Origin of the sequence: Paenibacillus sp. FSL R5-192, assembly GCF_000517845.1 — a bacterium.
Classification (GTDB): Bacteria; Bacillota; Bacilli; order Paenibacillales; family Paenibacillaceae; genus Paenibacillus; species Paenibacillus amylolyticus.
This window is the reverse complement of record NZ_ASPR01000075.1, coordinates 56,021-70,173: the sequence shown is the minus strand read 5'-3', so window position 1 is coordinate 70,173 and position 14,153 is coordinate 56,021. Positions and strand designations below refer to the sequence as shown.

Here is a 14,153-nt window from a genome sequence, read left to right as displayed (position 1 = left end):
AGCCCAAAACGATGCGTATTGGAGCTATAGAAGCGGGCGGAACAAAGTTTGTATGTGGTGTAGGGAATGAGCATGGACAGATTGAAGATCGGATCAGCTTTCCAACAGAACATCCGGAGACCACTCTTGCCAAGGTGATCGACTATTTCAGGGATAAAGATGTGGAAGCCATAGGGGTCGGCTCCTTTGGTCCGATTGATCTGCAACCGGATAGTCCCACCTATGGTTATATTACGACCACACCTAAGCCTGGGTGGGAAAACTGTAATGTGGTTGGAACCTTGAAGCATGAATTTCCGGTTCCTTTTGGATGGGATACGGATGTGAATGCTGCCGCGCTCGGTGAAGTGACGTGGGGAGCGGCGCAAGGACTGGACAACTGTGTATATTACACGATTGGTACAGGAGTTGGTGTCGGACTTGTGGCAGGGGGCAAACGAGTACACGGATTGTTACATCCCGAGGGTGGACATATTCGGACAAGACGCCATCCAGACGATCGCTTTGCCGGATTATGCCCATATCATGGCGATTGCTTGGAGGGAATGGCAGCAGGTCCAGCGATTGAAGCTCGTTGGCAGATCCCTGGCAGTGAACTGCCGGCAGATCATCCGGCGTGGGAGATCGAATCCTTTTACATTGCGGAGTCGATTACTACGGCCATCTTGCTTCATTCACCGCAGAAGATCATCTTGGGCGGTGGTGTGATGCAGCAAGATCATCTGTTTCCTATGATCCGGGAGCAGGTAGTGCGGAATCTCAATGGTTATGTAAATGCTGCCCCAATCACGCAACATATCGACCAATATATTGTGCAGCCCGGATTGGGCCAGCATGCAGGCCTGTGTGGTGCGCTAGCATTGGGTCTGGAAGCATTGCAACATGCAGCACAAGCTTCACATGTTTCATAGTTTTCTACAATAATCTACATCCCAGAAGGGATGGCTGCAGGTTCGCTTATTGGTATAAGCAAGACTGCACCGTCCTTTTTGGGCTTTTTTATTTTTTTGAGGAGTTCAGTATGTTTGAAAAATATAGTGCGTTCTAAAATCCGATGTTGCTCAAGTGAGCTGCCAAAGGTATGATTTTTAGTGTTCTATAGTGCGATAAGACATTCAAAAATTAACGTGTCTCTAATGGAAAGGAATTCAACAAATGAACCCAATAACAATGCGTCAAGCTGTACAGGCAGACCAAGAGCAACTCGCTGATTTGCGAGCCTTGGTATTATACGATGATCTAACCAGACTGGGAAGGTACGATGATGTGAAGGTGCGTGAACGTTTCCGGAATACATTCAATCCTGCCCAGACACAGATTATTGAACTTGAAGGATCAATGGTGGGTTGTGTAGCATTGAAGCCCAAGTCTGAGGCCTATCTATTGGAACATTTCTACATACATCCCGATTATCAAGGCCAGAGAATAGGAACTCAGGTACTGAACATCCTGCTGGAACAGGATGAAGTTCAGGGGAAACGTGTTATTTTAAATGTTTTGCAGGGAAGCCCTGCTCGGCGATTGTATGAACGATTTGGATTTATATTGGACAGTGAAGATGAGGTCGATGTATTTATGTCGGTCCAATTGAAGGAATAGTACGATTACCATACGTAGTAGACCCATTCATTTAATTCTTGAATGGGTCTATTGAACTTTTCTATTATACTTTCCGATGACGTTACCCTAATATGGATAATAACCTACTTTTTATATAGGAATTATATAGTATGGAGAATGCCAAGATGCCACAATGGAAGAGAAATCTGTATATTCTGTGGTTCGGCCTGTTTTTCAATCATATGGCCTACTCGCTGTCCGTCCCGTTCTTTCCTATATTCCTGCAAAATGATCTAGGTATCCAGAGTGGCCTGGAAGCTTGGTCCGGGATTTCGATCTCCATCAGCTTTCTGATCAGTGGATTATGCGCACCTTTCTGGGGATCGCTGGCTGATAAATATGGCAGCAAACTGATGCTCGTCCGTTCAGGAGTGGGGCTAGGTATTGCACATCTGGCTAACTTCTTTGTTTACGATCCATATACGTTTATCGCGGTGAGGATCTTTCAGGGACTCATGGCTGGTTTTCATCCCGCCTCGATTACACTGATCGGTACCAATACCCCAGAGAAACAGGTGGGTTATGCACTTGGTGTGATCTCCACGGCCAGCGCTGCGGGCGGGATTCTTGGTCCTCTGGCCGGTGGTGTGTTGAGTCACTGGATCGGACTGCGGGGATGTTTCATTGCATCGGCTATTATTACATTACTCGCGGCTATGATGGTCCTCGGTGTTAAGGAGTCACGACAAGCTCGTACGATCGTTCCAACGAAGATCATAGGGGATTTGAAAAGAGCGGCTTCCACGCCGGGTTTGATGCGAATCTACGGTTTGATTCTCTTAGTCTCGACCTCTGTGCTCATCATCGAACCGGTGCTGACGCTCTATGTGGTCCAGATTGGCGGAGATGTTGGCAGTGCAACACTTAGTGCAGGGATTGTCTTCTCGGCGATTGGTGTGGCAACCGTCATTATGGGGCCGCGCTGGGGGAAGATTGGTGGAAGAATCGGATACGAGAAAACACTGTTTATTGGTCTGATTGGCGGCGGAATTGGCAGTCTGCTGCAAATGACAGCAAATAATCTGATTTATTTTGGCAGCCTGCGATTTGTTTATGGTTTGTTCTTTGCCGCAGTCTATCCGGCGTTTAATGCGCTGATCATCAAGTATGCTGATCACGATTTTCGTGGGAGGGCTGTCAGTCTGAGTCAAACGGCGAGTCAGTTCGGTATTGTGCTCGGTCCGTTAATCGGTGGTTTGCTCGGTGGATGGATCGGCATTTCGTTTATTTTTCTCTTCACAGGAGTTGTATTGCTTGGAGCGGCTTGGGCAGTGTCATCACCACAACATAGGGAGGAATATATATGTCGCAACGACAATTGAAGTTGGGAGCTAATCTGAACGGAGTGGGTAACAGCATTTCCTTTTGGCGTCACCCGGATATTCCCATTAACGCGAGCGTTAGTCTGGAGTTCTACAAGAAGCAGGTGCGTATCGCGGAAAAAGGGAAGTTTGATCTGCTCTTTATTGCAGATGGCCTCTTCATCAACGAGAAGTCCAATCCTCATTTTCTCAATCGCTTCGAACCTCTCACGCTTCTGTCCGCACTCGCCGGGGCAACTTCCCACATCGGGCTGGTTGCTACATTGTCTACTTCCTATAGTGAACCCTTCACGGTTGCGCGGCAATTTGCCTCGTTGGATCAATTAAGCGGTGGGAGAGCCGGATGGAATGTGGTTACTTCGCCTCTGGAAGGTTCGGCACTGAACTTTGGCAAAGGCGAACATCCGAACCATGCGCTACGCTACGAAATTGCGGAAGAACATCTGAATGTGGTCAAAGGCCTTTGGGATTCCTGGGAAGACGATGCCTTTGTTGGAGACAAGGAACAGGGCGTATTTTTCGATCCTGCCAAGTTACATACGTTGAATCACAAGGGAACACACTTCTCGGTGCAGGGTCCGCTTAATGTGGGGCGTTCGAAGCAGGGTCATCCGGTCATTTTCCAAGCGGGCTCATCTGAATCTGGTAAAGATCTGGCCGCCCGATCGGCAGATGCCGTCTACACGGGACATGAGACACTGGAGGAAGCTAAGGAGTTCTACCGCGATGTGAAAGCAAGTGCGGTGGCTTATGGACGCAAGGCAGAGGATATCCTGATCTTCCCGGGCATCGGCCCCATTGTGGGTAGAACAGCGGAAGAGGCGGAGCAGAAATATCAGGAAATTGCCGAACTGGTGAATATTGATCAGGCGTTGAATTATCTGGGACGTTACTTCGATCATTATGACTTCTCCCAGCACGCGCTGGACGAACCTTTTCCCGAGATTGGGGAGATTGGCAGCAACAGCTTCCGCAGTACAACGGACAAGATCAAGCAGCAGGCAAGAGAACAGGGGCTGACCTTGCGCCAAGTGGCATTGCTGGCATCTACCCCGCGTACATCGTTCATTGGTACACCGGATCAGATCGCAGATCAGATTCAGGAATGGTTTGAAGGCGAAGCGGCAGACGGATTCAATGTTCGTACCGTGGTACCCAATGGCTTGGAAGATTTCGTGGAGCTAGTTGTTCCGGTTCTGCAAGAACGAGGGCTGTTCCGTACGGAGTATGAACATGAGATGCTAAGGGAGAATCTGGGTCTTGAGATTCCGCGTAACCGGTATACGTTAGAGAGTGTAAGATAAAAAAGATAGAGCGGTAAGGACGTCAATATAACGTTGTTGCGGCTCTTTTTTGATGGTTTCTTTTTCGGAGAGTACTGCTATTATAAAATGATAAAGAAAATGATACACAAGCAGCAATTCCAGACGAGTCACAGGAGGAAATTGGGATGATTAGAGGGTTAACGAATGCGGGACTGGGCAATCTCGAGTCTGATGAACAATATATCATAGATGCGGCCAAGCACGGATTCGGATCTGTAGATTTGAATCCGCTCTCATTGATTGAAACGTATGGCAAGGAACAGGCACAACATCTGCTAGAGAGTAATCAGGTGATCATCGGTTCATCGGGTCTGACGGTAGAGTGGCGGACGACAGATGAGCAATTCCGTGAGGGATTGCAATCGTTGGTCGCTATGGCAGAAGCTTCTGCTTCGTTGGACTGTTACAGCTGTTGCACGTATATTTTACCCTCAACGGATCAACCGGCAGCGCAATTTATGGCAGCGGCTACGAAACGTTTGAGACTCTGCGCAGATATCTTGGACGCTTACGGGATTAAGTTGGGTCTGGAGTTTGTGGGATGCCATCACTTGCGGACGCAATGGAAGAATCCGTTTATCTGGCGTGTGGAAGATACGCTGGACTGGATTGAGACGATCCATGCACCTAACGTAGGTTTGCTCGTAGATTCCTATCACTGGCATACAAATGGTTTACCGATGGAAGATCTGCTGAAGCTGAAGAAAGAACAGGTTGTTCATGTGCATATCAATGATGCTTATGATTTGCCGATCGAGGAATTATTGGATTATGAGCGTTTGTATCCCGGAGAAGGGGTCATTGATCTGAGTGGGTTTCTGAGAAACCTGCAGGCGATTGGCTACAATGGTGTGGTGGCTCAGGAAGTACTGGCACCGGCATCGAATCTAAGTTCAAGTGAACTGTTCGCTAAGACGAAAGCAGGTTTTGACAAGGTATTTGCAGCAATCTAATTACTGAAAAAAGGAGGGGGTGTTCCTAGCTGTGTTTATGGCTTATGGAACACCCCTGTTCTTTTTTGATTAATCCAGCACGCCGTGATCTTTCATCAGTTGTTTCGTAACGATCCACAGTTTGTTTTGCATGGCCTCATCTCCGCCAGGATGTATAGGAACAATAGATGCTCCAGTTCCCACATTAAAATATCCTCCTGATACCTCGCCATATTTCGATTCCACAGCCAACCGAGTAATGATATCCGCACCCCGGCGCGGGTCGCCAATATGCAAAAAGGTTAACATGCGTTCAAGCACACTTGCAAACCATAGCTCTCGTCCAAGACCCGTAACATTAAAGCCAGGATTCAAGGCATTTACGCGAATTCCGGTTCCACGCCATTGTCTGGCTAGTTCACCAGTAAACATAATATTGAGCAGTTTGGTTTTGCCATAGATTGGAGAGGAACCACGTGCAGTAAAAGGAGTGATATCCGTTAAGTCATCTGGCAACACCAGAGTGCCGTAATTCCGCGAAGCTTCAGATGCAATATTGACGACACGGGCATGGCCCGACTGAATCAGAGAAGATTGCAATGTGTGCGTTAACAGCCAAGGTGCCAAATAGTTGACGGCAATCATCTCGGCATATCCTTCGGACGTGACTCTCTGTTCAAAAGCATGAAGTCCGGCATTATTCAAAAGTACGTCTATACGCGGATAAGCGGCTGCAATCTCAAGCCCAACACGTTTTACATCACTCAGTAAGGATAAGTCTCCATAGAAAAATTCGATTTTGGCAGAAGGCATGATCTCCTTGATTTTGTACCTGGTAGCCTCGGCACGTTCCTTGCTTCGGGCTGTAAGTATAAGATGTGCCCCGCGTTTGGCGAGTTCCATGGCTGCAAGCTGCCCTAAACCGCTTGTTGCTCCGGTAATTACAATAATGGGATGTTTAGTTTTCATGAGAAGATCTCCTTTTGACACGAATAGATTCGGAATTATATAATGGACATAAATCAACTATAAACATTAATTGATATTTGTCAACTATATTTCAGGAGTCTACTTTCATGTATCGAGGAGAGGGAGTTTACAATAATGAGTGAAAATCCAGTCAAAACCAAAGATAGAGCAACCCTCGAGCTAGCGCTGGGTGAGCAGATTCATGCACTGATCAGTGCATCGCATGCGCTTAACGTTCGATCTGCCGAGCGTTTTGATGCGAACCTGCAACCTGCCGCTTTTCAACTGGTACGGTGGCTCTACTCCTACGGCCCAACAAGCGCCGCGGCTTTGGCAGAAGCGAATGCAATGGACCGCAGCTCGGTCAGCCGATTAATCAAACAACTCGAAAAGTCGGGATATGTAAGCAAAGAGCAAGACCCCAAGGATCGGCGCGGGGTGTTACTGTCTCTTACGGAACTTGGTCAACAATCGACGGTTGCTGCGCTCAAGGAGAAGGAGTCAGCTTTTTATGACCGTATATCCAGATGGGATGATAAGGAATTGGAGCGTTTCACCGCCATGCTCAGGCAGTTTAACGGATTGGAAGAAAAGTGAGAGGTTCTATAGTGTGGATTGTATTTGATACCCGAACCATAGGACATGTCACCATTGAGCGAGGTAGACTACAAATTCATAGCAAAAGCGGACATCTGGTGATGTCCGCTCGTGAAGTTCCCAGATCATTTTATAGTTTCCAGGGAAGCTGCGGGATTTTATATCGGAAACCCTGATGGTTTCCTTTTCTCACATATATCCAAGGTGGTGGGACAGGGGTGCCTAGTGCTTTATACAAGACCGTTCCTTCATCGCTTGCGGAATATTCTTCGATACTACTTTGGATATCCTCCCAATGAACCTTACCTTGGTAAGACAGTGTCTGCCCTTGAACGATAACATGAGGTGCACCTGAAATGACTCTCTGCGTTATGTTGAGAACGCCAACCTTTCCTGAGGACAAAATCATCAATTCGCTCATGAAAAGTATGATAATTAAAATGACTATACTAACAATCCATCGCTTTTTTCTCATTTTGTGACCTCCACTACCTAGGGAATCATTTGCTCATAGTTAATGTCTTTTAATGACATAATCTCGTCAGAGATGGTATTGATTTTGACTGAATAGGGCTTAATAGCTTGCAGGAATTCATTAATGGTCTTCTTGCGATCTTTATGAAAGGCTGTAGATGTTATGTGATTCTCTTTTAATACGTTATCGTTCATTATGACTTGCTTAGAATAACTAACTGAATCACTATAATCGATTAGATGCGTAACCCCCGTGAATTTGCCACTAGTTAATGTGCCTTTGGAGAATTCGGATGGTTTAATCCCGATATATTTTTCTGAAGAACCGTGTTTCTTGTTATAATTGATAATCGTGTCAAAAAAGTCCTTATCCCCGGTTAACTTTTCGTTGAAATAATCATTTTTGAGAGTAATCGTAGTTGTATGATCAGTATATCCTAGTGAGACAGTATCTGAAGAGTGGATTGCGTAATATCCCTGAGACATCTTGCCCTGATTGAATGTTCCATCGTTAATGGTGTTGTTGTAACGGTCATGTACAGGGTAAACCTTGCCATCAGAAGTAAGATACTGTACTTCTAACCATTGCGTAATTTCTTTTCCTTTACCATGATATGTATCATTAATCCATGATCCGGTGTAGGTTTTTGTAGTGAATTCACCTGTTCCATGGCCCATATTAGATTCATTGTAATCCTCAAAGGGGACACCTCCACCTTCAACTAATGTATATGTATACTTGCCTTTTCCTTGCCGTGTACCACTCACCCAATCTCCAGAGTAAACTTCGGTTTTTCCCCATCTCGCGGTTCCTTTACCATGAGGTTTCCCGTTTAAAACTTCACCATAGTACGTCGCTCCATCTGACAATTTTAAGGTTACTTTCTTCGATGCTGCTTCTGTTGGAGTAGAGCTTGATAATAGTACAATGATAATGGTGATCGTTAATCCAAAACCTAGATAGAATCTTTTCAAAAATGTGCAACTCCTTCAATGAATAATGATCTTTGCGTTGTTAGCTATCTTCAACATTATCGGTTTATATATCGTATTTTTCCAGTTTAATTATAAAGTGGAGATAGGTCGGATTTCACAAACAACTCGTCCCCAGTTCACAAAAGTAAAGATGTAAAGGCTGATACAAAATCCTGCTCAATCCAAAGTACCTGCGGCTTCAGGGCATATTATGCCTGTAGTTCGTGGGTGCTTTTTTTCTATGCTCAGCGTATACGTAACCCTGATTTTTTTTACAAAACCCACTATCTTCTCCACTTCATCATTTCGCCTACACCAATTCTCCTCCTAATGATCCACAGCAGTGGTGGAACTTTCCTGAATCGTGAACAATCTCTGAATTTTGTATCACCTCCTATTTGCAGCGTTATCCCTAGATTCACTCCCCCAATATGGAGCAGTATAGAGTATAACTTCGTTAGGATAAGTTAGAAAAACCTTTAAGGGAATATGAAAGAATGCAGGTATATGTAAAATTTTAAATACATACTTCCAGGCCGTTGACCCTGCCCCCAAAAGTCTCTTATATTTACTCCCGACACAACAACTCAGAACGGGTGGTGGGATGATTTTGTTCATTAATAAAGGCAAGAAAATGCTCGCTATGCTTACACTTATACCCTTGGCTACAGGGATGGTCATGGGGGCTTTCCCTACTGCGATAACGTATGCAGATGCGGGGGATAACACATCAATCAACAGCTCGGCAACAGGTTCTTGGCAAACGGGAGATTTGCATGTACATACGTTTGAGTCTGATGATGCACAGGTTTCACTGGAGGACGTACTCGATGCGGGTCTAACAAAATATGGACTGGACTGGATCGCGCTTACGGATCATTTGCGGTTATCCAAGCGAGATCACAACGGGAACGACATTTCGGGTGGACCAATACCCATGTCCCAAGGGATGAATGAATATCAGGTACCACAGATCAAGGCCCTTCAGGATGCGGGCAAATACGCAGGGAAAACGATCTTCTCCGGTTTCGAATGGGACATGCCAACACATGAACACGTTGGGGTGGGGATTCTTACGGATGAGCCGAACTCAACCGAAGCGCTGAACGCTGCCAAGGAATTCGAGTACCGCTTCACGAATCGCGCAGCGAATCTGTTTAATGCAGCTGACGTAGCGAAATGGGATCAGAACGGAGGGCGTGCTTACACGTCTCATCAGGATGCCTTAACCGCTATCAATTGGCTCGCAACGAACTATCCAATGACAAGTTATGCGATGATCAACCATCCTTCACGCGGCAAAAACAAATATACCATCGCGGACTTCCGTGAGTTCAACGATCTGGCTCCACAAGTGGTATTTGGTATCGAAGGCATGTTGGGTAACCAGATGGAACCGGATCGTGGAGGGTACAACACAAGCTACAATGTAGCTAATCCGACCGCAGATGATGGATACAAATACCGTACATACGGCGGTGTAGACTATATGGTTGCCAAGGTTGGCGGGCTATGGGATGCATTGCTGGGAGAAGGACGTCACTTCTGGAACTATGGCAATTCGGATTACCACTTCAAGACGATTGGCACGAATTCCAGTGGTTATTTTCCTGGCGAATATGCTAAGACCTATTCGTGGGTTGAGGGTACAGGTATGCAGGCTGTTCTGAATGGACTGCGTTCGGGAAAATCATTTTCCGTATTCGGCGACCTGATCAACGCACTGGACTTTACAGCTTCCGGAGCGGGTGCTCAGGTTGAGATGGGCGGAGACCTTAATGTGACTCAAGGCGATGAAGTAGAGCTGAAGATTCGCTTCAAGAGTCCAACGACGAGCAACAACTATGAAAATCCAATCAACAGTGGTACGTCCGCTGGACAAGTACCCGTGGTGGATCACGTTGATCTCATCGCTGGGGATGTGACAGCCAAGGCCCAGAAGGGTACAGCCGCATATAATAAAGACACCAACGACTCTACCAAAGTACTGGCTACCTTCACATCCAACGATTGGACGACAGATGCCGAAGGCTATAATGTCATCACAACCAAGATCAAAGCCACAGACCAAGACAAGTATTTCCGCCTGCGCGGTACGAATCTGGGGATGAACGTGACAGGTGAGACTGTAAATGGTGAACCACAACTTGATCCGAAAAATACGACAGCTGATGCAACGACCCGTTTTAATCAAATTAACGATAGCAACTATCGCGATCTGTGGTTCTACTCCAACCCAATCTTCATGAGTGCCACACCTTACAGTGATGCACAGGCGGTAACCGATACACTTCAAGCAATCGATCTGGGCGATCTGAACGCGGTCCATTCCGATCTTACCCTTCCTGTTGAAGGGAAGCATGGTGCAACGATTAGCTGGTCCAGCTCCAACCCGGAACTAATGAATAACGAGGGCAAGCTGCTAACGCAACCGGACAATAATGAGCGATTGGAACTGACGGCAACCGTGCAACGTGGCACGGAGTCACAACCCAAAACGTTCACTGTCATTGTGGAAGGCAAGAATAATCAGGCGCTGGTATTAAAAAGCAACATGACTACCGCTGACGGCCAGCCGTATCACACGGATACATGGACGAACCAGTCCGTAACGGTTAGTGTAACCAGCGCAGTATACGCGCCTGCTACTTCCGCAATTATCGAGTTGTCCCGTGATGGAGGGCAGACGTATGAACTTTATACAGAGAATACACCTTTGGAGGTAACGGAGCCGGGAGAGCACAACCTTTTATTCCGAGCAACAGACGATCTGGAACAAACGTATACTTTACCTCTGGTCATTAAAATAGACCGTGAGATTCCCGTCATCACCCTGCAAGGTAGCAGCCAGATGACGCTGAACGTAGGAGATACGTACAACGAGCCTGGAGCACAGGCTTCTGATAATGTCGGCATCCGTGGTTCCGTGCAGGTGGATGGCACGGTGAACACACAAGCAGCAGGGATCTACACCCTTCGGTATAACGTGAAGGATATCGCTGGTAATGCGGCACAGGAAGTTATCCGTACCGTGACTGTACAAGCCCGCTCAGGCAATGGCGGCGGGGGTTCAGGTGGAGGTAATGGAGGCAACTCTGGTGGGAATTCTGGAGGAAGTACACCAAGTGTACCAACAACGCCTACCGTTCCAACCACACCAACGAACCCGGAAACGGGGTCAGATTCATCCACTGAAGTGAAGGTAGAGGTGGAAGTGAATCAGCCGGTCCAAACGGGTTTGAAAGACATCGTGCAATTCAATGTTCCATCGGGAGCCATTGGTTCCAAGGATACGCTGCAAGTGTCTGTGGTTACCAAGGACAAGTTGCAGAATACAGCTTCCCTGAATGTACTTGGACAAGCTGTACAGATTAGCCGCAGTGGCGGAAGAACGTTGAATGATCAGGCGGCATTGAGCCTGAATGTGGATTCGGCAGTGCTGCCTAATGGCACCCAACCTGCAATCTATTACTATAATGAAGCTCGTCAGAGCTGGGTATTTATCGGTGGCAAGATGAATGCAGCAGGAAGCATAACGGCCAATGTTAATCATCTGGGTACATTCGTTGTGTCCAGTTACACACCGGTGAATCTGTCTGACCTGAATGGACACTGGGCTTCCGACTACGCAGATCGTTTGTTGGGCATGAACGTGATTCAAGGCTACACAGATGGTACGTTCCAACCATCGAAGAAGATCACACGGGCAGAGTTTGTTACGTTGCTCAGTAAGGCGCTGGCATTGAAGTCCGTGGAGTCGGATCTGACATTTGCAGATCAAGGTAGTCTGCCAGACTGGGCAAAAGGTGATATTGCCGCAGCCGTGCAAGCCGGAATTGTGAACGGCTACGGTGATAACACATTTAAGCCTGATCGGACCATTACCCGTGCCGAGATGGCTGTTATGATGGCGAATGCGCTGAAAGTAAGTTCAGATGCACAAGCCGGAATGTCCGGTAATACCTCCGTTAAACCAAGTTTCACCGATGCATCGCAGACGCCATCTTGGGCACAAGAAGCACTGGATGCAGCGGTGCAGGCCAAGATTGTGAGTGGATATACGGACCATACGGTTCGTGCAGGAAGTGAAACGACCCGAGCGGAAGCTGCGACGATGATCTATAACTTGTTGCTGGCCATGTACGTGTAAGAAATAACAAAGAGAATTAACCGTATATAGAGCAGATATAAAGTAAACAAAAAACTGATATCCTTTTGGGGTATCAGTTTTTTTGGGGATTAAGAATATCTCATCTTGGATGATATTTGAGACGTGCCATTGCTTTAATTCACGAAACGAAAAGACAAGTTACTGTGTTAGAATAAGTTAGGTTTGGATGATGAAACGGTGGGGGCTAGAAAATGAACAAAACGGAGCGGCAACTTGCGATTACGCTTGAATTGCAGCGAAGAAAGATGCTACGAGCAGAAGATTTAGCTGCTCAATTTGAGACAAGTGTACGTACGATATATCGAGATATACAGGCGTTAAGCGAAGCTGGTGTTCCGATTATGGGTGCTCCGGGTCATGGGTATTCCCTCATGGAAGGATATTTTCTGCCCCCGGTAAGCTTCACCGCAGAGGAAGCCGTATCCCTGCTCATGGGAGCTGATTTTATCGAACAGAGATTGGATACAGAATACGCGATGGAGGCTAAGTCGGCTCAACGAAAAATTGAAGCGATTTTACCAGAAGCCGTTCGAAACGAATCAATACGTGTTCGGGAAACGATGCGACTGCTTCATACGGTTGAACCTTTAACCCGAGCACGGGTGAAAACATACCTTAACCAGATTCGTAATGCCATTTTGGAGCAACGTAAAATCAGTTTTATGTACCTGAAAAAAATGCCAGGAACGGATGGCAATCGGTATAATATGCGTGAGGTTTCACCCTACGGACTCTCACTGGTTCAGGAGAATTGGATGTTAATTGCACGTTGTGATATGCGACAAGACATCCGTCATTTTCGTTTGTCACGGATGACTGAACTTTCCGTGCTGGAGGATCAATTCCTTTTGCCACCGGATTTTGATCTAAACAGTTATCGACCTCCTGACGACCGTAACGAACAAGTATTAATCAGAGCAAAACCTGAAATTGCTGACAAAGTTATGGAGGCCCTACATTTTTATATGGATGCATTTGAGGAGCAAGAGGAAGGTGTCATTTTTCATTTTCGTGTCCGCTACCCGGAAGAAATCTTGCATTATTTACTTGGCTGGGGTGGAGATATCGAGGTCTTGGAGCCGGAGTCTTTGCGCTTCCGAATGCAGGAAGTAGCCAAAAACATCTTAAAACACTACTGACATACACCTGTCAGTAGTGTTTTTTTATACTTTGATATATCACAGATCAAGAGGAGTGGGTTGAAGGATGAGAAGTACAACGGAAGTATTGAAATCATTTGAAACGGCAGTAGAACGATATTTGGCAGAACTGAACAAATTGGATATGGGTAGCTTACTTAAAAAACAAAGTGAAGAGGAATGGTCTATTGGACAGATGTATGTACATTTGATTCAATCAGCGCTTTTCTTGCATCTGCATAATATTGAGCAGTGTTTGAGCAGCGAGGATTCGACGTTAAATTCAGGTGAGGAAAAAACAGAACTGGGTAGGAGAGTGTTCGAATTAGGACAATTCCCTCCCGTTCCAATTAAGGTTCCTGCTTCCCCGCAGTATACCCCGCAACCATCCGAGAGCATGGAGTCCTTGATTGATGGGCTTCACATGGTCGTGAAACGAATGAGGAGTACAGAATCCCTTTTATACCAAGCGTCCGTAAACAACAAAATACGTCATCCAAGGCTTGGCGCTCTAAATGCTCAGGAGTGGTTTTTGTTGATAGAGATGCACTACAGACATCATTTTTTACAATTGGATCGATTGAAATCGAATCTGGAAATGTAAACGAGAGAGGGGAATGGGATGTATC

At 46.4% G+C, this 14,153-nt stretch carries 12 protein-coding genes; 9 read left to right on the top strand and 3 right to left on the bottom strand.

Annotation, left to right across the window (positions count from 1 at the left end):
- Positions 1 to 11: 11 nt before the first annotated feature.
- The 5 genes from C161_RS28045 to C161_RS28025 all read left to right on the top strand — a co-directional run bounded on the left by C161_RS28045 (position 12) and on the right by C161_RS28025 (position 5,220).
- A complete protein-coding gene (locus C161_RS28045) occupies positions 12 to 911 on the top strand; it encodes an ROK family protein (protein WP_036674414.1) in 900 nt (299 codons plus the stop codon).
- A gap of 244 nt (positions 912 to 1,155) precedes the next feature.
- On the top strand, positions 1,156 to 1,599 hold the full coding sequence (locus C161_RS28040) for a GNAT family N-acetyltransferase (RefSeq protein ID WP_036674410.1): 444 nt from the start codon (positions 1,156 to 1,158) through the stop codon (positions 1,597 to 1,599).
- A 146-nt stretch (positions 1,600 to 1,745) separates the two neighbouring features.
- Positions 1,746 to 2,942, top strand: a complete 1,197-nt coding sequence (locus C161_RS28035) for an MFS transporter (protein ID WP_051447486.1) — start codon at positions 1,746 to 1,748, stop codon at positions 2,940 to 2,942.
- Positions 2,924 to 4,246: an LLM class flavin-dependent oxidoreductase gene (locus tag C161_RS28030; RefSeq protein ID WP_036617193.1), complete on the top strand. Its 1,323-nt coding sequence runs from the start codon at positions 2,924 to 2,926 to the stop codon at positions 4,244 to 4,246. The genes C161_RS28035 and C161_RS28030 overlap by 19 nt, the downstream gene beginning before the upstream one ends.
- A gap of 146 nt (positions 4,247 to 4,392) precedes the next feature.
- Entirely contained in the window at positions 4,393 to 5,220 is an 828-nt protein-coding gene (locus tag C161_RS28025; protein ID WP_036674408.1) for a sugar phosphate isomerase/epimerase family protein, read from the top strand.
- A 69-nt stretch (positions 5,221 to 5,289) separates the two neighbouring features.
- On the opposite strand, the gene C161_RS28020 is transcribed toward C161_RS28025, so the two are convergent.
- Positions 5,290 to 6,168 carry an SDR family NAD(P)-dependent oxidoreductase gene (locus C161_RS28020; protein WP_036674406.1) on the bottom strand — a complete coding sequence of 293 codons (879 nt, stop codon included), beginning with the start codon at positions 6,166 to 6,168 and terminating at the stop codon, positions 5,290 to 5,292.
- 135 nt (positions 6,169 to 6,303) lie between these two features.
- Here C161_RS28020 and C161_RS28015 point away from each other — a divergent pair, with 135 nt between their 5' ends.
- Positions 6,304 to 6,765: a MarR family winged helix-turn-helix transcriptional regulator gene (locus tag C161_RS28015; RefSeq protein ID WP_036674404.1), complete on the top strand. Its 462-nt coding sequence runs from the start codon at positions 6,304 to 6,306 to the stop codon at positions 6,763 to 6,765.
- 130 nt (positions 6,766 to 6,895) lie between these two features.
- Here C161_RS28015 and C161_RS28010 read toward each other — a convergent pair whose 3' ends face one another.
- Positions 6,896 to 7,240, bottom strand: coding sequence for a hypothetical protein (locus C161_RS28010; RefSeq protein ID WP_036674398.1), 345 nt, complete (start codon positions 7,238 to 7,240; stop codon positions 6,896 to 6,898).
- Positions 7,241 to 7,257: 17 nt separating this feature from the next.
- Positions 7,258 to 8,214: a hypothetical protein gene (locus C161_RS28005; RefSeq protein ID WP_036617206.1), complete on the bottom strand. Its 957-nt coding sequence runs from the start codon at positions 8,212 to 8,214 to the stop codon at positions 7,258 to 7,260.
- Positions 8,215 to 8,824: 610 nt separating this feature from the next.
- Between C161_RS28005 and C161_RS32210 the strand changes: the two genes are divergently transcribed.
- The 3 genes from C161_RS32210 (at position 8,825) to C161_RS27990 (ending at position 14,128) form a co-directional block, all read left to right on the top strand.
- Complete coding sequence (locus C161_RS32210) at positions 8,825 to 12,364, top strand: S-layer homology domain-containing protein (RefSeq protein WP_155985155.1); 3,540 nt, start codon at positions 8,825 to 8,827, stop codon at positions 12,362 to 12,364.
- 212 nt (positions 12,365 to 12,576) lie between these two features.
- Entirely contained in the window at positions 12,577 to 13,524 is a 948-nt protein-coding gene (locus C161_RS27995; protein ID WP_036617209.1) for a helix-turn-helix transcriptional regulator, read from the top strand.
- Between the two features lie 67 nt (positions 13,525 to 13,591).
- Positions 13,592 to 14,128 (top strand): DinB family protein, encoded by a 537-nt coding sequence (locus C161_RS27990; protein ID WP_036617212.1) that lies wholly within the window; start codon positions 13,592 to 13,594, stop codon positions 14,126 to 14,128.
- Positions 14,129 to 14,153 lie beyond the last annotated feature (25 nt).

What these genes read in the sequence shown, in the direction of transcription:
- C161_RS28015 (WP_036674404.1), top strand. Translation starts at nt 6,304, where the DNA reads ATGAGTGAAAATCCAGTCAAAACCAAAGATAGAGCAACCCTCGAGCTA.
- C161_RS28040 (WP_036674410.1), top strand. Translation starts at nt 1,156, where the DNA reads ATGAACCCAATAACAATGCGTCAAGCTGTACAGGCAGACCAAGAGCAA.
- C161_RS28045 (WP_036674414.1), top strand. Translation starts at nt 12, where the DNA reads ATGCGTATTGGAGCTATAGAAGCGGGCGGAACAAAGTTTGTATGTGGT.
- C161_RS27995 (WP_036617209.1), top strand. Translation starts at nt 12,577, where the DNA reads ATGAACAAAACGGAGCGGCAACTTGCGATTACGCTTGAATTGCAGCGA.
- C161_RS28025 (WP_036674408.1), top strand. Translation starts at nt 4,393, where the DNA reads ATGATTAGAGGGTTAACGAATGCGGGACTGGGCAATCTCGAGTCTGAT.
- C161_RS28035 (WP_051447486.1), top strand. Translation starts at nt 1,746, where the DNA reads ATGCCACAATGGAAGAGAAATCTGTATATTCTGTGGTTCGGCCTGTTT.
- C161_RS28010 (WP_036674398.1), bottom strand. Translation starts at nt 7,240, where the DNA reads ATGAGAAAAAAGCGATGGATTGTTAGTATAGTCATTTTAATTATCATA.
- C161_RS28030 (WP_036617193.1), top strand. Translation starts at nt 2,924, where the DNA reads ATGTCGCAACGACAATTGAAGTTGGGAGCTAATCTGAACGGAGTGGGT.
- C161_RS28020 (WP_036674406.1), bottom strand. Translation starts at nt 6,168, where the DNA reads ATGAAAACTAAACATCCCATTATTGTAATTACCGGAGCAACAAGCGGT.
- C161_RS27990 (WP_036617212.1), top strand. Translation starts at nt 13,592, where the DNA reads ATGAGAAGTACAACGGAAGTATTGAAATCATTTGAAACGGCAGTAGAA.